This is a genomic window from Xanthomonas sp. DAR 34887 (assembly GCF_041245805.1).
GTDB lineage: Bacteria > Pseudomonadota > Gammaproteobacteria > Xanthomonadales > Xanthomonadaceae > Xanthomonas_A > Xanthomonas_A tesorieronis.
Map to the genome: position 1 here is coordinate 4,878,629 of NZ_CP162490.1, position 20,715 is coordinate 4,899,343.

General features: G+C 63.8%; 17 protein-coding genes. 8 read left to right on the forward strand and 9 right to left on the reverse strand.

The window, feature by feature from the left end; all coding sequences use genetic code 11:
- Window positions 1–108: 108 nt before the first annotated feature.
- The 5 genes from AB3X08_RS20830 to AB3X08_RS20850 form a co-directional block, all read right to left on the reverse strand.
- Window positions 109–1,317, reverse strand: coding sequence for a hypothetical protein (locus AB3X08_RS20830; protein ID WP_369934867.1), 1,209 nt, complete (start codon window positions 1,315–1,317; stop codon window positions 109–111).
- A 149-nt stretch (window positions 1,318–1,466) separates the two neighbouring features.
- Window positions 1,467–2,576, reverse strand: coding sequence for a toll/interleukin-1 receptor domain-containing protein (locus AB3X08_RS20835; protein WP_369934869.1), 1,110 nt, complete (start codon window positions 2,574–2,576; stop codon window positions 1,467–1,469).
- Window positions 2,577–3,203: 627 nt separating this feature from the next.
- Entirely contained in the window at window positions 3,204–3,770 is a 567-nt protein-coding gene (locus AB3X08_RS20840) for a hypothetical protein (RefSeq protein WP_369934870.1), read from the reverse strand.
- Window positions 3,771–4,398: 628 nt separating this feature from the next.
- A complete protein-coding gene (locus AB3X08_RS20845; protein WP_369934871.1) occupies window positions 4,399–5,913 on the reverse strand; it encodes a protein kinase domain-containing protein in 1,515 nt (504 codons plus the stop codon).
- Window positions 5,914–6,525: 612 nt separating this feature from the next.
- Window positions 6,526–6,741, reverse strand: a complete 216-nt coding sequence (locus AB3X08_RS20850) for a hypothetical protein (protein WP_369934873.1) — start codon at window positions 6,739–6,741, stop codon at window positions 6,526–6,528.
- A 224-nt stretch (window positions 6,742–6,965) separates the two neighbouring features.
- Between AB3X08_RS20850 and AB3X08_RS20855 the strand changes: the two genes are divergently transcribed.
- Complete coding sequence (locus tag AB3X08_RS20855) at window positions 6,966–8,003, forward strand: DUF2608 domain-containing protein (RefSeq protein ID WP_369934874.1); 1,038 nt, start codon at window positions 6,966–6,968, stop codon at window positions 8,001–8,003.
- 509 nt (window positions 8,004–8,512) lie between these two features.
- Here AB3X08_RS20855 and AB3X08_RS20860 read toward each other — a convergent pair.
- The 3 genes from AB3X08_RS20860 to AB3X08_RS20870 form a co-directional block, all read right to left on the reverse strand.
- Entirely contained in the window at window positions 8,513–9,352 is an 840-nt protein-coding gene (locus tag AB3X08_RS20860; RefSeq protein ID WP_369934875.1) for an NrdJb, read from the reverse strand.
- A gap of 93 nt (window positions 9,353–9,445) precedes the next feature.
- The gene (locus AB3X08_RS20865) at window positions 9,446–10,150 is read right to left on the reverse strand and encodes a hypothetical protein (protein ID WP_369934877.1); all 705 of its coding nucleotides are present in this window, start codon (window positions 10,148–10,150) and stop codon (window positions 9,446–9,448) included.
- Between the two features lie 194 nt (window positions 10,151–10,344).
- Window positions 10,345–12,498, reverse strand: a complete 2,154-nt coding sequence (locus AB3X08_RS20870; RefSeq protein ID WP_369934879.1) for an adenosylcobalamin-dependent ribonucleoside-diphosphate reductase — start codon at window positions 12,496–12,498, stop codon at window positions 10,345–10,347.
- 466 nt (window positions 12,499–12,964) lie between these two features.
- On the opposite strand from AB3X08_RS20870, the gene AB3X08_RS20875 reads away from it, so the two are divergent.
- Window positions 12,965–14,410 (forward strand): Do family serine endopeptidase, encoded by a 1,446-nt coding sequence (locus AB3X08_RS20875; protein ID WP_369934881.1) that lies wholly within the window; start codon window positions 12,965–12,967, stop codon window positions 14,408–14,410.
- Window positions 14,411–14,423: 13 nt separating this feature from the next.
- On the opposite strand, the gene AB3X08_RS20880 is transcribed toward AB3X08_RS20875, so the two are convergent.
- Window positions 14,424–14,651, reverse strand: a complete 228-nt coding sequence (locus tag AB3X08_RS20880) for a hypothetical protein (protein WP_369934882.1) — start codon at window positions 14,649–14,651, stop codon at window positions 14,424–14,426.
- Window positions 14,652–14,813: 162 nt separating this feature from the next.
- On the opposite strand from AB3X08_RS20880, the gene AB3X08_RS20885 reads away from it, so the two are divergent.
- From AB3X08_RS20885 to AB3X08_RS20910, 6 genes are all read left to right on the forward strand, one after another.
- On the forward strand, window positions 14,814–15,182 hold the full coding sequence (locus tag AB3X08_RS20885) for a hypothetical protein (RefSeq protein ID WP_369934884.1): 369 nt from the start codon (window positions 14,814–14,816) through the stop codon (window positions 15,180–15,182).
- 5 nt (window positions 15,183–15,187) lie between these two features.
- The gene (locus AB3X08_RS20890; protein WP_369934885.1) at window positions 15,188–15,676 is read left to right on the forward strand and encodes a phage holin family protein; all 489 of its coding nucleotides are present in this window, start codon (window positions 15,188–15,190) and stop codon (window positions 15,674–15,676) included.
- The gene (locus AB3X08_RS20895) at window positions 15,673–16,188 is read left to right on the forward strand and encodes a hypothetical protein (protein ID WP_369934886.1); all 516 of its coding nucleotides are present in this window, start codon (window positions 15,673–15,675) and stop codon (window positions 16,186–16,188) included. Before AB3X08_RS20890 ends, AB3X08_RS20895 begins: the two co-directional genes overlap by 4 nt.
- Before the next feature lie 147 nt (window positions 16,189–16,335).
- Window positions 16,336–17,457, forward strand: coding sequence for an AI-2E family transporter (locus AB3X08_RS20900; RefSeq protein WP_369934888.1), 1,122 nt, complete (start codon window positions 16,336–16,338; stop codon window positions 17,455–17,457).
- A 118-nt stretch (window positions 17,458–17,575) separates the two neighbouring features.
- Window positions 17,576–18,292 (forward strand): HAD family hydrolase, encoded by a 717-nt coding sequence (locus AB3X08_RS20905; RefSeq protein WP_369934890.1) that lies wholly within the window; start codon window positions 17,576–17,578, stop codon window positions 18,290–18,292.
- 73 nt (window positions 18,293–18,365) lie between these two features.
- Window positions 18,366–19,736 (forward strand): leucyl aminopeptidase family protein, encoded by a 1,371-nt coding sequence (locus AB3X08_RS20910; RefSeq protein ID WP_369934892.1) that lies wholly within the window; start codon window positions 18,366–18,368, stop codon window positions 19,734–19,736.
- Window positions 19,737–20,715: the final 979 nt, after the last annotated feature.

Consider the following 20,715-nt stretch of genomic DNA (forward strand, 5'->3'; position numbering starts at 1 on the left):
GGTTAGCCGAAGGTGCCCCAGCATTCGGGGCTGGTGGCCGTTCAGGAGACGGAGGCTCTCGGCGTTGCCGCCGCACGCCCTTGCCCGATGCGTAGCCCAGCGGGTGAACTATGCGCGTTGTGTCCGCGGCTGGACGAGAAGTACTCCCTGATCTAGCAGATCATCCAGGAAGGCGTCCCGCCCCAGCGTCAGATTGGCCTGGTTTGCCATCACCAAGCCGTCTACTACGCGCCTGGCAAGCGTGCGGGCCCGAATTCGGAGACCGGCTGGGATCGCCTGCATCGATCTGCCGTGCAGGAACTTGCTGCGCAGCTCGAACAGATTCCTGTAGTCGGACGCTGCCTGTACATCAAGCAGCGCCGCCAAGCGGGCGCACATCCTTTCCGTCGCCCCAAGCCCACCGTGAGTGCTCACCCCCGAGCTGGACTTACGCTTGTAGTCGCCCGGCAAGCCGAGCGCCGCCTCGATGGCAAGCAGATGAGCCATGAACTCGTCGATGCCATCAGCCAGGAAGGCACGGGTGAAAAAATGGGCTACGGGCGTTTGGAACAGCTGCAGCTGAGGGAGCTGTGAGATAGCCTGAAGGCGGCCAGCGAAATGTTCGGTAAGCGCGTCTGCCGACCCATCTGAGAGCCACATCGCGACGGGCTGGGAAATTTCGACCGGGCGACCGTCTGCCTCATGGGCGATCCGATCCTCCCAAGTGAGGGTATCCGAGCTGGGCGGCCGCTTCATGATGGAGAACAGATCATGGTCCACCGAGTACAACCAAGGAATCTGCATCCCGCGCCATTCGATGTGCGGCGCATCTGCCCAGATTTCCCAGGGTGCCAGCGCTAGCCAGAACAGTGCAGTCTCAACGGCCTCTGGATACCTGCCCCGGTGGGGCTCGATGCGCCCATAGTCCTCCTGCGGATCGAACGAGAATCGAAATAGTTCACGACCTCCAGGGCCACGAGCGATCGGCACTTCCTCCCGCACTACCAGCCAATGGAACTGGGAGAATTCGTAAAGATCAAAGCTTCCCTCCGGATGAATTCTCTCCATCCGATCAAGGTCAACAAGCTCGCGAAGCTCAGCCATGGTCAGTCGACCGACCATCGCATTGCCGAAGTGTGCACCTGGAAGGCCATCTGCAAGATCGAGAGGCATCAGATGGAACCGCGCAAAGCTCGTTGCTTCAAGCGCGGCCTGCAGTCGATCCGCAGCATCCCTTGCCGGCATGGCCAAGTGCTTCTTGGAAGCAGGCAGTCCGCATGGCAGACCAAGGCCAGCCAGCGCACTGGACATGGATATGCCGCCGAACATCTTGCGCACCTCAGCACAGTTGGGTGCAATCGCATCCAATAGTTGGGCGTAAAGGGGAGTCTCTGTCAGATTCTTCCAGGAAGAATCGGGGAGCTCCCAAATCCCCTCCATTGCGTCTATTAGCTGCGCGGACGGCCTCCCGGCGAATGAGCTACTCATCATATCTTCAGCCTCCGCAACAGCTTCTCCAATCCTTCGACATACTTTTCCTCGCTGGAGAAGTCGGCGTAGAGCTTCCCTCTCAGGAAAGTCGGGATATCGCATTCTTCGTAGAGCATGGGCAGGACGACCACCTCGCCGCTACTGATCTCCCGGTTCATTGCCACATCAAGTTCCTTCTTGACCCAGGGTGCATCGATCGACTTATGCGATAGAACTACACCGACGTATCGGCTCATTGCCATTCCCTCATCAATCTTTGCGATCAACGAGTCACCCACTTGAATCTCGGCTTCATCCAACCAGACCTTTGGCACACCACGAGCCATCAGATCACGTCTGAGCTTCCTGACGAACGGCTTGTCGACACTGGTATGGCTAAGGAATATCCCGTGATACCTAGGAGCGTCTGGCTCGGCCTTGCTCACAGCGAGGGCGCCTAGAATGAGATGGTTGGTCGCCTCCTGCGTCAAGGGCGGAGTTATTAGCCAGCCCGTGGTTGCACCAATTTCAACTTTAGCCCCAAGTTGGTAGCCCTCCGGGGTCGCTGCAATCGTGCTCAAGCCCGGCTCATCGTGCTCAAGAGCGATCCCCCAGCCACCGACAGCGGACAGGTTTTCGAAGTAGGCGGCGAAGGGCGTATCGGGATCGATGAAGCCCACTCTTCTGCCCTTCTTGAGGATCTGCCCGCTACGCCGGATCGCGGCCGTCATCGCCGGCGCCAGGTATCCCAGGCTTGTCTCTCGATAGCCGAAGAAGTTCATCCTTCTTGGTTCAGCCATGCACCAGACCACTGTCGCACCCGCGGCCAATGCTGCTTCCAACTCATTCTGGCGGTCAGCACTGTCAAAGACGGTGTCGAGATCGTGCTCTCTATAGTCCGTCTTCAAGTCCAAGAGCTCCTGATCTGAGCCAGAGTGCGCGCCCTCTTTGCCGAAGAGGAAGTGGCTATAGCTTTGTGGACTGATAACGATGACGTCATATTCATAGAGCGGATACGCAGCTCTGGCCTCATCGATGTCTGAACGGCAAAGTCCGAGTTGCTCGAACTCCACTCCTTCGATCGGGTTACCGGTGTACTCCATACCGACAGTCAGCACTCTCTTCATGGGTTCTCTCCTTGCTCACCACTGTTCGCCGGTCACGCAGGACCCACACCGTTCCTGCCTGCCAATAGCACTGCTGCGAAGGGAAGTTCAAAGTGATTTTTCAATGCAATCTTGGCAACTCATCTAATGTCTCCCGCTGCTCTCTCCGCGCTATTGGAGCAACACAAGCTACCCCAGCCTTGAAGTCAGATGCCGGAAAATTAATTTGAGCAGTGTAACAAGCTCCCCGATCTTTGCGCGCATGCTTCATTACGGTCCAAACCTAGCGAGATGTGTGGCAGATGAATTGGCGAACAGAGTAACCGTGGCATTTCTAAGCAAGCGACCACCCAGTGAGTGCGCTTGCCTTGGGCCAGCCACTTCAGTAATTTGCTAGGTTCCTAGCATCACCGCAGCGGTCAACTCGTGGATCAGTGCTAGTCCCATTAGGCCTTGGGCTAGCGCCTGATCTAGGGGGAAGGCCTGGGTGAATTGGCTAGACACCGAATGAGGGGTAGCGTCCGCTCAGGCAGCCACGTCGGTTGCAGGACGCGCTCTTGGGGACGACTCCAGAGGCAGGGAGTGGGCGCGATGAAAGGAAGCCTGTTGCTAGTGCCAGCCGTGCCAAGCGCAGATCATGCATTGCGGTCAGTAATTAGGGCCACCCTCGTTCGCCACGATAGCGTTCGCCGCGTGATGTGAGTTCAAGCTTAGAAGGTACCGCAGCATCAGTCCGCTCAATGCGCCGGCGACCATCTTCAGGTCCCACTCCGCACCCGCCGCACCGTACTCAAATTTGTCCTCAGAAAGGGCAGTAACCCGTATGGCCGATCCCTGCATAGCGTAAAGAGTTGGATCGACGACGATTCTAGCTGCCTCGTACTTTTGTTCGAGCAGCTTTACATCCTGAGGTGTCAGCGTCTTTCCGGCCTCGTGTGCAAACTTGTTCCGCAAAGAATTCATGGCCAAGGATGCGATAGCGAGTTCCTTTGGGAAACCTAGAGCCGTGGCAAGCATCACCTTATGTGAGAAATTTTGCGGGATCTTAAAAACTTCTAGCATGTCATCAGTCAACATCCCCTTTAAATACACCTCCAAACTTTGCTCAATTTGAAGATGAAGCCTTAGCACCATGCCGATTTGATCGACCGTTTCCAAACCTTGGAGGAGATGATCCATCTGACCGATGGCATCGAGATAAAATTTGGTCGTCATCCTATTTCCCTAGCGCCTGCGCCACGCGCACCGGCTGGTAAACTAGATACAAACAAGCTGCATGCATGTCAAGGCAATGGTAGGTTGGATAACGCAGCGCTCAAACTCTGGCGGGCGGGCTACTTGAAGACTTCCTTCACCGATTGGTCTTGTCCATCGGCGTTCAAAGGCACCCTCGCGGTCCTCGTAGAAGGGCTACCCGGGTACGAGCTAACGGGACGCAACGGCAGAGGCAGCATGTTCTAGATTTCGCTTACACCGACAGGGTCAATGCTATCACCCAATACCCCTTTGCACCCTTAGCCAGATGGTTACGGAAGAGCTGGCATGTAGCGGCCCGCTCCAGGCGCAACCAGCTTGTTCTGACCGGGGCACTTCACTGTCCGCTTTCGGCCAGGAGCGGTCATTGTGCGGGAGGCTCCAGCTTTGCACGATCCTTCCCGATGAATCACGAGACCGACTGCTCTAGCACGTGAACGGGTACCCGAGAATGATGTGATGAGAAATCCAAGTGGTGCACTGATCCGGGTCAACGACGACGAGCAAGAGCCGCAGTACTTCTGAGCTATCGATTTTATTGTGTGGGGACCTACGAGCGAGAACGGGCTTTGCGGCGAGTGAGGCCGTGTCACAACCGCTCGATGATCTCGGGATTGGTGGAGCTTAGATTAGACTCAATGAAGGCGCGGATCCTGGCCTTATCCGTAGTGCCGGCTGTGGCAACTTCATGCAGGAAGGTCTGACTGGGCGTCCGGTCAAGTGAGCCTACAGCCCCCGCACCTGCTGGAAAAATCATGAGGGCGTCACGATGGAGAAAGCGATGACGTTCCTGGGCCTTGGCGAAGTCGACACTGAACATCTCGTCACCATGCAGGAAGTAGCCGTTACGGGCATCCGCCACTTCCATGTAGCGTCCCTCGTAAAACGTTGCCGCGTCTTGGTGCCAATTCGTCATTTTGGGGCGCGGCGTTATCTGGCCATCGGGGTCTGTCACCTCGAACGGATCGTCCGCCGCGAGTAGCAGTACAAAAAAGCTTTGCCATTCACCAGGATATTTATAGCAAATCAGCTTCTCGACGCAGCACTCGTAAATCCTGTGCAGCAGCCAGCGACCACTTTCCAACCTGGAGAACGCCCCCAATTCGTTATCCCCGCCGTCGGATAGCACATACCAGAATTCTTTGGGATCGCACCGGTTAGAAAATTTCGTAAGGAACCGATTGATAGTTGCTTGATCGCTCGTTTCATAAACTTCGGGAATTCGCGGAATCGACTCCCTAAAAGCCTCGTCCAAATCCCTGATAGGTTTCCAGACATCCCGAGCTGGGTTTCGTGCCCGATATTCGAATTCTCCTAGATCACCCATGCTCTGGAAGCGGCGCTTGGGATCATCCTGAATGCAGTTGTCGATGATCTTGTCGAGGAGCTCCAACTCCTTATGCGGGCCCAAATAAGCCTGGCGCCCGCCGCCACGAACAAATGAGCCGCGGACATACCAATTCAAAACCTGGCCAAGGGCGAAAACATCCATCGTCGGTGCGGCAGGCGTCTTAGGATTCAGTTGTTCCGGGGCGCAGCAAGCAAAATTTGCTAGCCGTTCTGATCCTTCAGTCTTGGCCTCACGCGCGTACAGATCATCAGCAAAGTGGGCTATGCCCAAGTCGCCAACCACGAACGTATCTTTCTGCTGATCGAAAAAAATGTTCTGCGGCTTGATGTCGCGATGAACAATGCCATGCTCGTGCAGGTGCTCAATGCCGGCGCGAAGAGCCCGCAGCAGCTTCCATCCGTAATCTGCCTTAATGGAATCACTCTCGGCAACAATGCTTCCGAGCGCATGCAAGCTCGCCTGGTAACGCTTCATCACGATCAAGGAATAGTCAGCCCCCTCAATGTGCGTCCGGTCAAGGTGATAGGCTTGTGATACGTTGACGTGACTAGGAATTTGCGCAGCGCAAAAGTACTCATCCCGGAAACGAGCCAAGGGACCGGCGCGCTGTTGCGACAGGAACTTGACGGCGTACTTCAGGTTGCCTTTCTTGAAGGCAAGCACCTTGGCGTTGCCCCCCTCGCCGATGTTTCCCTCGTAGGCGAACTCGCCGACCGCTGTCACCAGGGCATTCTTCTTGAAGTACTTGATCATGGTGATTCTCTACGCTACTGTCCCGCTCTAGAGTGCGCGAAAATCACGCGCATTCTGCAGCGCATGGTCCCGTAGCACTCACCCCTAGCTTCGATCGAATATTGGGATTCGCAGGCGGCGATGTCAACGCTGGGAGTGGCAGTTTCAGACGCACCTAGAGAGTTGGACGGCAAGTTTCTGCGGCCGTTTTGGGTCGTAGGCGGGCATGAGAACTCGTCGAACCATCAAGCGTCCAGATAAGGATCAGTTCGAATCGTGACCAGATTGAAGAGTAACGGATAGCGCCAGCTGACTCAGGCTAGATCGCCATCGGGTGCGTCGTTGCGGTGGCGGTTTAGTGTGGTAGTGGCCAGAGTCGTTGGCCGTCACGAAGCACCTAGTACGTTTATGGCGCTGGGAGGGGGCGTTACCGGCGTGTGTGATCACCCTTGCCAGAGGCAGCACGACGCGTTAGGCGTAAGGGAAGCGCGGCGGAGGCAGTTCGCCGCGGCAAGCCGGTCCGGCTCGAGATCGCAGTGCTTTGATTTGCCGCGCTGACCGGCCGGTCCGTGCAAGCCAGCTTTCCTACGCCGGGAGTTGCCGATGCGCACCGACACCAAGTCCGATGGCCCGCTACGAGTTCGCGCCATGGCGGGTGCCCAAGTTGCCCTCATGACCATGGACTTGGCTGAGTCCGCTCGCAAGGACTTTCGCGGCTTCGCCGTCAAACAGCGCGTCAAGGGCAGCAACCAGCCAGCGCGCTGGCTGGAAGGCATCAAATACTTCAAGGACGTGGTGAGCAACTTCACCCCGGGCCAGGAATTCAAATCCCGCGACCAGCCCTTTCAAAGCTGTGGTCGAGCTCCGAGTGCAAAGCCTGCGGGTGTGCGCCTACGAATTCACATACCAGCCGGCGCCGCTCACGCTCAAACGCGGCGTGGACGTGCGGATCACCTATCAATGGATAAGGACGTAGCGGCGTCGTACCTGAGGACGAGGCTCGCAAGAAGCGCAGCGCTGCCGCAAAGGCGCGCAAGAGCGGCTGAACCTGAATCCACCACGAGGAGTGCGACATGCGTACCCAAATAATGGTTTTCCTGGCCGGCCTCAGTGTGGCCGTCGCTCCGACATTGGTTTACGCCACCGATCCCCCCGCGGCAATGAAGTTGGGGACGGACGCAGCGATTCCCAGCTATCGCAACGTGGAAGCAGATGCGTCGCCACCGTCCATCACCCTCCGGCGCCTGGAGTCGGCGCCGGCGTCCAAGTACGCTCGCCATGAGGATTTGCGCGACGTGATCTCGGCTTTGGAGTCGTCGAACGTGAAGACCCTCGTGGTCTTTGATATCGACGACACCCTGCTCACGGAGCCGGAGTTCTTCGGCTCCGACTCCTGGTACGAATGGCAATATCGGATGGCCAAGGCGGCGCCGAAGGGCACTCGGCCGCCCGGGTATGTGCCATGCACGTTTGACGTCATCGCTCTGAATCAGGAGGCGGCGCGACAAAATTTCACCCAAGCCGATGCTGTCGCCATCTTCAACTCCATCGAGACGGATAAAATCCTGATTACGTCACGCTCCCCGGTGTCGCGTGGCGCCACCGAGCGCGAACTGACCCAACGCCGTGATGAGAAGATGCCCGGCTACGCGTTACCGCCGCACTTGGCAGGCACCGACATGGGCTGGATGTACACCATCACGATCGGGGATCGCACGGTCGACATGAGTTACCATCACGGCCTATTCATGACCAACGGAGCGAATAAAGGTCTGGCGCTGCGTGATCTATTGCGCCGCCTGGGAAAAGAGTACGGCTTCCGCCCGGAATACAAGCGCATCATCATGGCCGACGATGGTGAAAATAACATCACAAACATGGACCTCGCCTTGCGCGGATCGGGCATCGAATTCGTGCCGATCTGGTACACCAAGGTGATCAAGCAGGTACCGACCGACGCGCCGGACGACTCTCTCAGGGTAGCGTCTAACGCGCGCTGGGAGAAACTAGCGGCGTTCTGGCGAGAAGCCTTTCCCGATCGCTTCAACGTGATCAAGAACCAGAATCAGTGCCACTACGGTGGGCTCATTACCGGTGTAATTCCCGACTGAGCACCCTGCCTTACCGTAGGATATGGAGGAATCCTGGGCCCGGTTATACGACTTATCCACAAAGTACCGAACGGTGAGCTTTCCCCTGATACAGGCCGATATTAGGGCGACGGGGCCCGGCTAACAAGTCAGCGCATAACCGGACCCAGCGGTAGGCGCGGCGACCTCCACAAGCTCGCGCCGGTAGAAGTGCGGATGTCCGCTTTGGGTCGTAAGGAGCCCTTCCCTACCCCCCGATAAATTTTCTGTATCGAGCTACCGCGCGGCCCAGCGTACTACGAGGCCGGGGTCAGCATGAAACAAAAAAAGGGGGCTCATGAAGAGCCCCCTTTTTAATTTTTCAGAAAAACTACTACAGAAGATGAATCTCTGACGGCCAGCGCTCCAGAGTAGTGCATCAGTAAATCCCACTAGCAGCTTATGCCTGTCCGACTAGCAGCTTATGCTTATCCAAGTATCAGCTTATGCCTATCCGCACAGATACCTTTGGAGACATCATATGTGTCCTTTTACCCGCACTTCGAATACCCACAATTCAAACAAGTAGCACACCCGTCCATGATCACCAGGGCCTTGGTGTTGCACTTGTGGCACATCGTGGCCGACGGCGGGAAGCTCGCGCCGTCGCCGGTGACGGCGATGTCTTCTTCGTGGTCGGCGGTGGAGTCGCTTGAAACCGTACCCTCATCCGCCCTGCGGGCACCTTCTCCCGCAGGAGAAGGAACAGCCTTGCCTACTTCACTGTTTTTTTTTGAGCGCTCTTCGTACTGCTTGCGCTTTTCGTTGATCAGCGCGCGCTGGTGGTCGCTCATCTCCGGGTCGTGCAGCAGGCCGATGGACTTCATGTGCTCTTCGACGATGCTGCCCAGTTCGGCGACCAGGGAGGGCATGTACACGCCGCCGGCCTTGAAGTAGCCGCCCTTGGGGTCGAACACGGCCTTCATTTCGTCGACCAGGAAGGTGACGTCGCCGCCCTTGCGGAACACGGCGGACATGATGCGGGTCAGCGCCACGATCCACTGGAAGTGTTCCATGGACTTGGAGTTGACGAAGATCTCGAACGGGCGGCGCAGTTCGTGCTCGGTGCCGGCGTTGAGCACGATGTCGTTGAGGGTCACGTACATGGCGTGTTCCACCAACGGCGATTTGATCTTGTAGGTGCTGCCGATCAGCACGTCCGGGCGCTCGATGCGCTCGTGCATGTGGATGATGTTGTCCACCGGCACTTCGGCCTCGGCGGTGGCGCGGTCGATCGACGCGGCGGGCACCGGTGGCGCCGCTTCGCGCGCCTTGTCTTCGGCGGTGACGACGGCGTAGCCCTTGATTTTCTTGTCGATCTTGACGGCCATGATGCGTTCCTGATGTGCGTGTCGTGTTGGGGGGCGCGTCCCGCGCCCTGCCCCTCTCCCGCGCACGGGAGAGGGGATGCAGCGTGGGACGGCTTACTTCCTGGCGCGGGTGGCCGCAGCCTTCTTGCCGGCGCTCTTGCGCACGGCGGTCTTCTTCACCGCGGCGGTCTTCTTGGCAACCTTGGCGGTGCTCTTCTTGGCGGCCTTGGCGACCTTCTTCACTGCCTTCTTGGCGACGGCCTTGCGTGCGCCGACGCTCTTCTTGACCGCGGTCTTCTTGGCGGCGACCGACTTCTTGGCCACGGCCTTCTTCGCGGCGACCTTCTTGGCCGCTTTCTTCGGCGCGGCCTTCTTCGCGACCGCCTTCTTGGCCGGGGCCTTCTTCACTGCGGCCTTCTTGGTGGCCGCCTTCTTGGTGGCGGCTTTCTTGGCCGGCGCCTTCTTCGCCGTCGCCTTCTTGGCGGTCTTCTTGCCGGTCTTGGTCAGCGCGGCGGCTTCGGACTGGGCGCTGGCCTTGGCCGCTTCCAGCTTCTTGCGCGCGCTGGCGACGGTCTTCTTCACCGACTTGCCGGCCTTCTCCGCCCGCTTGGCCACGGCCTTCTCGGCCTGCTTGACCGCCTTGCGGGTCTTGGCGACCTGGTCCTGCACGCGCTTCTGCACGTTCTCGGCGGTCTGCTTGACGCTGGCGACGGCGTCGCTGGCGGTGGCGGCGATCGCTTCGCCCATGTTGCTGGCGGTCTCTTTCACGTTCTCGGCGACTTGCGTCAGCGTCGCCGTCACACCATTACCGTTGCTCATAAAAACCCTCCTCAGGGTGTCAGTGTTTATGTAACGCGGGCGATGCTATACCGATTGAAGCAAAGCGTGGAACCGGATGTGGCGACAAACGATGGGCGGTAGGGAAACGTTGGGGAAAGCCGCCAAGCCGCTCGCCCCGTTTCCCTGCCGCCACCCCGTCCCCGCGCCGCTGCGGAGGGACGCGAAACGCGGACTCAGAACTTGCCGTAATACCCTTCTTTCAGCGCGTCGAACAGGTTGGCGGCGGTGTGCAGTTCGCCGTCGTATTCGATCTGCTCGTTGCCCTTCACTTCCACCACGCTGCCGTCTTCCAGTTCGAAACGGTAGGTGGTGTTCTCCAGGTCCGCTTCCTTGACCAGCACGCCCTGGAAGGCGGCCGGGTTGAAGCGGAACGTGGTGCAGCCCTTCAGGCCCTGCTGGTGGGCGTAGCGGTAGATGTCCTTGAACTGCTCGTAGGGGTAGTCGGTGGGGACGTTGGCGGTCTTGGAGATGGAGCTGTCCACCCACTTCTGCGCGGCCGCCTGCACGTCCACGTGTTCCTTGGGGTGGATGTCGTCGGCGGAAATGAAGTAGTCCGGCAGCTGCGCGTCGGCGGCCTCGGCGAACGGCATCGCCTTGGGATTGACCAGGTGGCGGTAGGCCAGCAGTTCGAAGGAGAACACGTCCACCTTCTCCTTGGACTTCTTGCCCTCGCGGATCACGTTGCGGCTGTAGTGGTGGGCGAAGCTGGGCTCGATGCCGTTGGAGGCGTTGTTGGCCAGGCTCAGCGAGATGGTGCCGGTGGGGGCGATGGAGCTGTGGTGGGTGAAGCGCGCGCCCACCTCGGCCAGCTCGTCCACCAGCTCCGGCGCCACTTCGGCGATGCGCTGCATGTAGCGGCTGTACTTGGCGTGCAGCAGCTTGCCTTCGATCTGCTGGCCCACGCGCCAGCCGTCCTTCGCCATTTCCGGGCGCTGGCGCAGCATCGCGGCGGTGACCGCGAAGGTCTCCTGCATGATCGGCGCCGGGCCCTTTTCCTTGGCCAGGCTCAACGCGGTTTCCCAGCCGGCCACGGCCATCTCGCGGGCGATGGCTTCGGTGAATTCGCAGGAGGCGGCGCTGCCGTACTTCATCTGCAGCATGGTCATGGTCGAGCCCAGGCCGAGGAAGCCCATGCCGTGCCGGCGCTTGCGCATGATCTCGTCGCGCTGCTGCTGCAGCGGCAGGCCGTTGACCTCGACCACGTTGTCGAGCATGCGGGTGAACACGCGCACCACTTCCTTGTATTCCTCCCAGTCGAAGCGCGCCTGCGCGGTGAACGGGTCGCGCACGAAGTTGGTGAGGTTGATCGAGCCGAGCAGGCAGGCGCCGTACGGCGGCAGCGGCTGCTCGCCGCAGGGGTTGGTGGCGCGGATGTTCTCGCACCACCAGTTGTTGTTCATCTCGTTGACGCGGTCGATCAGGATGAAGCCCGGCTCGGCGTAGTCGTAGGTGGAGACCATGATCATGTCCCACAGGTGGCGGGCGCGGATCTGCCCGTACACCTTGCACGCGACCAGGCCGTCGTCGCGCACGATGTAGTTGCTGTGGGTGGGCCAGTCGCGCCAGACCACGTCGGTGGCGCTGGCCAGGTCGATGTCGGCCTCTTCCTTGCGATTCACCGGGAACACCAGCGGCCAGTCGGCGTCGTTCTCCACCGCCTGCATGAAGCCGTCGGTGATCAGCAGCGACAGGTTGAACTGGCGCAGGCGCCCGTCCTCGCGCTTGGCGCGGATGAAGTCTTTGACGTCCGGATGCGACACGTCGAAGGTGCCCATCTGCGCGCCGCGGCGGCCGCCGGCCGAGGACACGGTGAAGCACATCTTGTCGAAGATATCCATGAACGACATCGGCCCGGAGGTGTAGGCGCCGGCACCGGCCACGAACGCGCCGCGCGGGCGCAGCGTGCTGAACTCGTAACCGATGCCGCAGCCAGCCTTGAGGGTCAGCCCGGCTTCGTGGACCTTCTCCAGAATGCCGTCCATCGAATCGGTGATGGTGCCCGACACGGTGCAGTTGATGGTGCTGGTGGCCGGCTTGTGTTCCTGCGCGCCGGCGTTGGAGGTGATGCGCCCGGCCGGGATCGCGCCGCGGCGCAGCGCCCAGGCGAACCGCTCGAACCAGTAGGCGCGCTTTTCCTCGGTGGCCTCGGCATCGGCCAGCGCGCGCGCCACGCGCTGGTAGGTGCCGTCGATGTCGGCATCCAGCGGGTCGCCCTGCTTGGTCTTCAGGCGGTACTTCTTGTCCCAGATGTCCTGCGACGCAGGCTGCATCGGGATGGGGTTCTGCTTGGATTCGGTCTGGACGACTTCCAGGCGCACCGTGCTCATTCTTTTCTGTTCTCCTCGAACCTGTCCCGATGGGGCGGATGGGGGGTGCCGTCCGCCGTGTCTCTTAGTTGTATGCAGTTTGCGCTGCGCGACGACGACAGCCGCGGCAGCGCCGCCTTTCGGCCGGATGGGAATGCGCAGGGCGTTCGACCGCCCGTCTCACGTTCACGCCATGCGTCACTGCGTGCGCCCCCTGGGCTGAAAACCCAGTGAAAAACCCCTAGTTATTGGGTCGGTTTGCCGCCCTACCGCTACATGTAGTGGCAAAACGAAGACGCCACGCTAACCCTGGGCGGGCCGGCTGTCAACGCCGGAACCGGGGTCGATCGGCCCTGCCGTACGCCGCCGTGGGTCGGCCCGGCGCCGGGCTTTCACTGGCGGTTAAACGCCGCTCGTTCATCTTGATTTACGCGCCTCGGCGCCCATCTGCCTTGCGTCTCCCGCCGCGTCATCCGGAAACCCCACCATGCGACCGCTGCCCACGCTGCTGACCCTGACCGCCGCCGCCGCCTTCGGCGGTTTCGCCGCCACCGCGATCAACGCGCACCTGGACAACCGCGCCGAAGCGGCGCCCGCCCCGGCCGCGCCGGTGGCGCAGACCCTGGCCGGCAGCGCCGCCTTGCCGGCCTCGGTGGCCGGCCAGCCGCTGCCGTCGCTGGCGCCGATGCTGCAGCAGACCATGCCGGCGGTGGTCAGCATCAACACCAAGCAGGTGGTGCGGGTGCGCAACCCCTACTTCGCCGATCCGTTCTTCCGCCGCCTGTTCCCGGACATCCCGCAGGAGCGGATCAACGAGTCGCTGGGCTCGGGCGTGATCATCGACGCCAAGAACGGCTACGTGCTGACCAACCACCATGTGGTGGAGAACGCCGACGACGTGCAGGTGACCCTGGCCGACGGGCGCAGCTTCAAGGCCGAGTTCATGGGCTCGGACGCCGACACCGACGTGGCCCTGATCCGGATCAAGGCCGACAAGCTCACCGAGATCCGCCTGGGCGACAGCAGCAAGCTGCGGGTGGGCGATTTCGTGGTGGCAATCGGCAATCCGTTCGGCTTCACCCAGACGGTGACCTCGGGCATCGTCTCGGCGATGGGCCGCAACGGCATCCGCGGCCTGGGCTACCAGAACTTCATCCAGACCGACGCCTCGATCAACCCGGGCAACTCCGGCGGCGCGCTGGTGGACCTGCACGGCGAGCTGGTCGGCATCAACACCGCCAGCTTCAATCCGCAGGGCAGCATGGCCGGCAACATCGGCCTGGGCCTGGCGATCCCGTCGAACCTGGCGCGGGCGGTGGTGGAGCAGTTGCTGAAGAACAACGGGGTGATGATCCGCGGCACCCTCGGCATCGAAACCCAGAACCTGACCGCGCAGATGGCGCAGGGCCTGGGCCTGGACGCGCCGCGCGGCGCGCTGGTGACGCGGGTGCTGACCGGCTCGGCCGGGGCCGGCGCGGGCCTGCAGCCGGGCGACGTGGTGGTGGGCGCCAACGGCGAGCGCCTGGACAGCGCCGAGGCGCTGCACAACTACGAGGGCCTGCAGCCGGTCGGCAGCACGGTGACGCTGGACGTGCGCCGCGACGGCAAGCCGCTGCAGATCAAGGCCACGCTGAAGGAGCAGCCGCGTGCGGTGAGCGGCGAATCGCTGGACCCGCGGCTGGGCGGCGCCAGCTTCACCGACCTGCCCGAATCGCTGCGCCAGTCCGGCATCAACGGGGTGCTGGTCGGCACCGTGGCGCGCGGCAGCCGCGCGGCGCGCAACGGGTTGGCCAGCGGCGACATCGTGATGGCCGCCTCCACCGGCGAATTCGCCGACCTGGCCAGCTTCCGCGCCAACTTCGCGCGCAAACCGGCGCAGCTGGTGCTGCGCGTGGTGCGCGGCGGGGCGCAGGCGGACTTGTTGATGCAGTGAGGCGCGGCGGCGCTCACTTCAGGCGCGCGGCGTAGTCCTCGCGCACGTGCTGGTTGAGATAGGTGCTGAGGCCGCTGCCGGCCTCGGCCAGGCGCTGCATCTCGGCCACGTGGTAGGGCCCGGGGTGGTGCGCGTCGTAGCGGTAGGTACTGCCGTCGACGAAGCGCAGCACGATCCAGTCCGGGCCGGTGTCGTAGGCGACCACGCCCGAGCCGCCGCCTTTCTTGCCGTAAGCACGCATTGCGCTCCTCCTCTGGCCGCGCGCCGTGCGAGCGGCCACACTGTGGCTCCGCGCCAAGCCTAACAAGCCGTACACCGCGCCGATGGTATTGCTGTCGCCCGCGATCCGCGAAGCCTCTGTGCGCAGCGGGCGGTAGCCCCCAAATTCTTCAGGAGACACGCGATGAATGCCAACCCGACCAATACCGAAAACCTCAAGGACAACCTCAGCGAAGCCGGTTCGCACCTGAAGTCGGCCGCCAGCTACGCCGGCGACGCGATCAAGGGCGCCACCGCTGCCGCGGGCGACGAGCTGAAGCTGGGCAAGGCCAACGTCAAGGCCGAGCTGTCCGACAGCGCGCTGTCCGGGCTGGCCGCTGCCGAGTTCGGCGGCGCCGCGGCGAAGGAGCAGGTGGATGTGCTGCTGGACAAGGGCCGCGACCTGATCGACAGCGCGGCCGAACTGATCCGCGAGCGCCCGCTGGCCTCGTTCGGCGTGGCCTTCGCCACCGGCTGGATCATCGCCAAGCTGGCGCGCAGCAGCGACAAGTAAGCCACGTGAGCGACGAGCAGGCCCGCGACGGCGCCGCAACGCCCGATCCAGCGGAGGCCGAACGGCCTTCGCTGGAGCAATCGTTCCGCGAGTTCGGCCAGGCCGGCCGCGAGGGCCTGAACGCCACGCTGGAAGCCAGCCGCGCGCTGCGCAAGCTGGTGGTGGCGGATCTGGCCCTGGCGCGCGCGGCCCTGGCGCGGGCGCTGGTGTGGCTGACCATCGCGGTGTCGTTCGGCGCTTCGGCGTGGATGCTGCTGATGGGTGCGCTGATCGCAGTGCTGCAGCGGTTGGGCTGGTCGTGGCTGGCGTCGATTTCGGCAACGGCCGCGTTCAGCCTGGTGGTCACCGCGCTGGGCGCCTGGCAGGCGCTGCGCTATTTCGAAATGAGCAAGCTCGACGCCACCCGTCGCCAGCTGGCGAAGCTGGGGATCGGCGGCGACGACGACGAACACGCCGACGACCCTGCGGTTGCGGCAGCCGAGACACGCCGATGAAATTCGAGCAACTGCAGCACCGCATCGCCCGCGCCGAGACGGTGCTGGAAGGCCGCCAGCAGCAGATGCAGACGCAATGGACCACGCTGCAGCGGGTCTGGCGCGAAGGCTGGACGCCGCTGCGCATCGTCGCGGTGGGGCTGGGGGCCGGCTTCCTGGCCGGGCGCGCCGAGCCGGCGGCGGCGATCGGCAAGCTGGGCGGTGCGCGCTGGCTGCAGATGCTCAGTGCGGTCTCCAGTCTGCTGACCGCGACCAAGGTCAAGGAAGCGTCCGACACTGCCGAACGCGCGGCGGACACCGCGCAGGATGCGGCCGAGACGGTCGAGACGCCTGCTACTGCGGCTGCGGCTGCGGCTGCGTCCGCCGCGGCCGCTACCGCTGCGGGCGCAAACGTGGCGCGGCCTCCGGTTGCGCCCGCCGTGGCTACGGCGCCGGTCGACGCGCCTTTCGCGGCAGCGCCGCAGGTACCGCCGCGCGCGGCCGAAGCGGCCACGGACGTGTCCGAACGCTGAGCGCCGCATCGCGATCGACTGCGATCGCCACGCCGCCTTCATACCGCGCAGGCCAGGATCGGCCTACACTCCGTCTCCCCCTTTTTGCGCCGAACGGTGCGTGTCCCCAGGACGCGCGCCGGGGCCACCGTCCGCAGCGCAGGTCCGATGAGCACTCTCTCCGAATCCGTGGCCGACGCCGGCGACGTGGCACCGCCCCCCGAGGATGCCCTCCCGCCACCACCCCCACCGCGCCCGCGCGGACCGGTCTCGTTGGTGGTGCTGGCGACGCTGGCGGTGGGCTACACCCTGTGGGCGGCGCAGGAGGTGATCCTGCCGATCCTGCTGGCTGCGTTCTTCGCCCTGGTCGGCAACCCGATCCTGCGCGGGCTGCGGCGGCTGTACGTGCCGCGTTTCCTCGGCGCGTTGCTGGTGCTGCTGTCGGGCATGGCGGTGACCGTGGTGCTGACCATGCAGTTGGCCGGGCCGGCCGCCGAGTGGGTGCAACAGGCGCCCGGGCAGATGCGCCACATCGCCACCCAGGTGCGCGACGTGACCAAGCCGATGCAGCAGGCCAATCAGGCCGCGGAGAATTTCGCGCGCACCGCCGGCGGCGAGAGCGGGCGCCGGGTGCAGGTGATCCGCACGCAGATGGACGACCCGTACAAGTCGCTGGTGCGCACCCCGCGGCTGGCCGCCTCGGCGCTGGCGGTGGTGTTGTTGACGTTCTTCTTCATGGTGTTCGGCGAAAACCTGCAACGGCATGCGATCGCGCTGCTGCCGAACCGCCAGCAGCAGAAATTCACCACCGAGATCCTGCGTTCGATCGAGCGCGAGGTGTCGCGCTACGTGCTAACCATCAGCGTCATCAACACCCTGGTCGGGCTGATCTTCGCCGGCATCCTGGTGCTGCTGAAGATTCCGCTGCAGGAAGCGCTGCTGTGGGGCACGGTGGTGGCGCTGCTGAACTTCGCGCCGTACGTGGGGCCGCTGATCGGCGCGATCCTGATGCTGCTGATGGGTTTCGTGGAGTTCCGCGATCCGCTGAGCGCGGCGCTGCCGGCGATCCTGTACCTGGCGCTGCACATGCTCGAAGGCCAGGTGGTGACGCCGATCGTGCTCGGCCGGCGCATGGCGATCTCGCCGCTGATGCTGATCCTGGCGCTGATGCTGTTCGGCTGGCTGTGGGGCATGATCGGGCTGCTGCTGGCGGTGCCGCTGCTGGTGTGCATCAAGATGGTGCTGGCGCGGGTCGAGGGCATGCAGCGCTGGGCCAGGCTGCTGGAATGAGGGACGGAACTCAGGACCGGGGACAAAGCGGTGGGCACGGCGCGGGTGCCCGCACGGGTGTCTACTCCGTCCGGCAGCCGCGGCCGCCGGTTGGCGTAAAATCCGCCAGGTGACTTCCTTGCCTTCCTTCCCCGTTCGCGCGATCACGCTGGATCTGGACGACACGCTGTGGCCGTTCGCGCCGATCGGCGCGCGCATCGAGCAGGTGCTGCACGACTGGCTGCTGCAGCACAGTCCGCGCACCGCCGAGAGGTTCCCGATCGCGGCGATGCGCCAGCTGCGCGACGAGGTGTTTGCCGCCAACCCACACCTGGTCCACGACCTGAGCGAGATGCGGCGCCTGACCCTGCGCCGCGCGCTGCGCGACAGCGGCGCCGACGAGGCGCTGGTGGAGCCGGCGTTCGCGGTGTTCTACGCCGCGCGCAACCAAGTGGAGTGCTATCCGGACAGTATCGCCGCGCTGCAGCGGATCGCCGCGCGGGTGCCGGTGGTGGCGTTGAGCAACGGCAACGCCGACCTGGCCACGATCGGCCTGGCCTCGCATTTCGCGTTCCAGCTCAGCGCGCGCGACCACGGCGCGGCCAAGCCGGACCCGAGCATCTTCCACGCCGCCTGCGCGCGCCTGGGCCTGCCCTGCGCGCAGGTGCTGCACGTCGGCGACCATATCGAGATGGACGTGGTCGGCGCGATGCAGGCCGGGCTGCGCGGCTGCTGGATCAACCGCGACGCGCAGGCCTGGCATCCGCCGACGCCGCCGGACCTGCACTTCGACACCCTCACCGGCCTGGCCGACTGGCTGGACGCCACCCAGCCGGCCAGCGTCGCGCGCGCATGAGCGCCGCCCGCTGCCGCCGCTTCGCCCTGGCCGCGCACCGCGCCGGCCGCGCCCGACTTACAAGGATCCGCTGATGTCCCTGCCTTCCGGCTTCACCGATGCCTCCCCCCATGCGCTGCCGCTGCATGTGCTGGACCGCGAACGCCTGGCCGAATGGCGCGCCGCGCAGACGCCGGCCTGGGTGGCGTGGCTGAACGCGCAGCAGTTCGTGGCGGCCCCCGGCACGGCGCTGTTGCTGCCCGGCGCGGACGGCGTGGCCGCGGCGGTGCTGGGCGTGGGCGACCGCGGCGATGCCTATGCCTACGCGCACGCGCCGCATGCGCTGCCGGCCGGCAGCCGCTGGCGGTTGGCCAGCGCGCTGAGCGAGGAAGAGCAGGCCGCGCTGCACCTGGGCTGGGGCCTGGGCAGCTACCGCTTCGCCCGCTACAAGCAGCCCACGCGCTTGCCGGCGCAGCTGCTGGCCACGCCGAGCGCGGAGGTGCGCGACCAGCTGGAGGCCTGCGTGCGCGTGCGCGACTGGGTCAACACGCCGGCCGAGGACATGGGGCCGGAGCAGCTGGAAGCGGCCGCGCGCGCGATCGCCGAGGCGCATGGCGCGCAGTGCGAAAGCATCGTCGGCGAGGACTTGCTGCTGCGCAATTTTCCGGCGATCCACGCGGTCGGCCGCGCCTCGCACCGCGCGCCGCGGCTGATCGTGCTGCGCTGGGGCGAGGACGCGCACCCGCACGTGGCGCTGGTCGGCAAGGGCGTGTGCTTCGACACCGGCGGCCTGGACCTGAAGCCGGCCGACGGCATGCGCCACATGAAGAAGGACATGGGCGGCGCGGCGCACGCGCTGGCGCTGGCCGGCTTGGTGATGGCGCAGCGACTGCCGCTGCGGCTGACCGTGCTGCTCGCGGCGGTGGAGAACGCGGTCGGCCCGGACGCGTTCCGCCCCGGCGACGTGATCGCCACCCGGCAGGGGATCAGCGTGGAGATCGACAACACCGATGCCGAAGGCCGACTGGTGCTGTGCGACGCGCTGGCCTATGCCAGCGAACAGGCGCCGGACGCGATCCTGGATTTCGCCACGCTGACCGGCGCGGCGCGGGTCGCGCTGGGGCCGGATCTGCCGGCGCTGTTCTGCAACGACGACGCGCTGGCGCAGGCCTGGATCGCCGCCGGCGAACGCAGCCGCGATCCGGTCTGGCGCATGCCGCTGTGGCGCCCGTACCTGCGTTACCTGACCAGCTCGATCGCCGACCTGGCCAACGCCGGTTCGCGCATGGCCGGCGCGGTGACCGCGGCGCTGTACCTGGAGCGCTTCGTGCCGGCACGGCAGGCCTGGGCGCACCTGGACGTGTACGCCTGGAACGACAGCGACCGCCCCGGCCGCCCCGCCGGCGGCGAAGCGCTGGCGCTGCGCTCGGCCTACGCAATGCTGAAGGCGCGCTATGCCGGATAGCGGTTGGCGAGGCTTCATCGCAGGCGGCACGACGAAGGGTGCAGGAGCGTAGACGCCCCTTGTAGGAGCGGCTTCAGCCGCGACAGACAGACAAAGCCGCCAGGGTTTCCAACTTGTTCGTCGCGGCTGAAGCCGCTCCTACAGGAACAGCAACCTGCGGCCTGTCCGCTGGGTGCACCGTGGGAGGGACTTCAGTCCCGACGCGGCCCAGTCACAGCACCTCCATCGCTTCCCTCGTCGCGACTGAAGTCGCTCCCACAAGAAGCGTGCGGCTCGCGCGGTGTGCACTGTAGGAGCGGCTTCAGTCGCGACAGAAAAGCAAAACCATCAGGGCTCCTCCCGGCTTGTTCGTCGCGGCTGAAGCCGCTCCTACAGGAACAGCGGCTTGCGGCTTGTCCACTGGGTGCACTGCGGGAGGGACTTCAGTCCCGACGCGACCCAGTCACAGCACCGTCACCGCTTCCCTCGTCGCGACTGAAGTCGCTCCCACAAGAAGCTTGCGGCTGGCGCGCGATGTTCACTGTAGGAGCGGCTTCAGCCGCGACAGAAAAGCAAAACCATCAAGCTCCTCCCGATTTGTTCGTCGCGGCTGAAGCCGCTCCTGCAGGAGCAGCAACTTGCGGCTTGTCCACTGGGTGCACTGTGGGAGAGACTTCAGTCCCGACGCGACCCAGTCACAGCACCTCCACCGCTTCCCTCGTCGCGACTGAAGTCGCTCCCACAAGAAGCTTGCGGCTCGCGCGCGGTGTGCGCTGTAGGAGCGGCTTCAGCCGCGACAGAAAAGCAAAACCATCAAGGCTTCCTCCCGACTTGTTCGTCGCGGCTGAAGCCGCTCCTACAGGAGCAGCAGCTTGCGGCCTGTCCGCTGGGTGCGCTGTGGGAGGGACTTCAGTCCCGACGCGACCCAGTCACAGCACCGTCACCGCTTCCCTCGTCGCGACTGAAGTCGCTCCCACAAGAAGCTTGCGGCTCGCGTGCG

Bases quoted from the DNA above. Each gene is read 5' to 3' on its own strand.
- AB3X08_RS20835 (WP_369934869.1), bottom strand. From the start codon at position 2,576: ATGAAGAGAGTGCTGACTGTCGGTATGGAGTACACCGGTAACCCGATC.
- AB3X08_RS20840 (WP_369934870.1), bottom strand. From the start codon at position 3,770: ATGACGACCAAATTTTATCTCGATGCCATCGGTCAGATGGATCATCTC.
- AB3X08_RS20845 (WP_369934871.1), bottom strand. From the start codon at position 5,913: ATGATCAAGTACTTCAAGAAGAATGCCCTGGTGACAGCGGTCGGCGAG.
- AB3X08_RS20855 (WP_369934874.1), top strand. From the start codon at position 6,966: ATGCGTACCCAAATAATGGTTTTCCTGGCCGGCCTCAGTGTGGCCGTC.
- AB3X08_RS20860 (WP_369934875.1), bottom strand. From the start codon at position 9,352: ATGGCCGTCAAGATCGACAAGAAAATCAAGGGCTACGCCGTCGTCACC.
- AB3X08_RS20865 (WP_369934877.1), bottom strand. From the start codon at position 10,150: ATGAGCAACGGTAATGGTGTGACGGCGACGCTGACGCAAGTCGCCGAG.
- AB3X08_RS20870 (WP_369934879.1), bottom strand. From the start codon at position 12,498: ATGAGCACGGTGCGCCTGGAAGTCGTCCAGACCGAATCCAAGCAGAAC.
- AB3X08_RS20875 (WP_369934881.1), top strand. From the start codon at position 12,965: ATGCGACCGCTGCCCACGCTGCTGACCCTGACCGCCGCCGCCGCCTTC.
- AB3X08_RS20880 (WP_369934882.1), bottom strand. From the start codon at position 14,651: ATGCGTGCTTACGGCAAGAAAGGCGGCGGCTCGGGCGTGGTCGCCTAC.
- AB3X08_RS20885 (WP_369934884.1), top strand. From the start codon at position 14,814: ATGAATGCCAACCCGACCAATACCGAAAACCTCAAGGACAACCTCAGC.
- AB3X08_RS20895 (WP_369934886.1), top strand. From the start codon at position 15,673: ATGAAATTCGAGCAACTGCAGCACCGCATCGCCCGCGCCGAGACGGTG.
- AB3X08_RS20900 (WP_369934888.1), top strand. From the start codon at position 16,336: ATGAGCACTCTCTCCGAATCCGTGGCCGACGCCGGCGACGTGGCACCG.
- AB3X08_RS20910 (WP_369934892.1), top strand. From the start codon at position 18,366: ATGTCCCTGCCTTCCGGCTTCACCGATGCCTCCCCCCATGCGCTGCCG.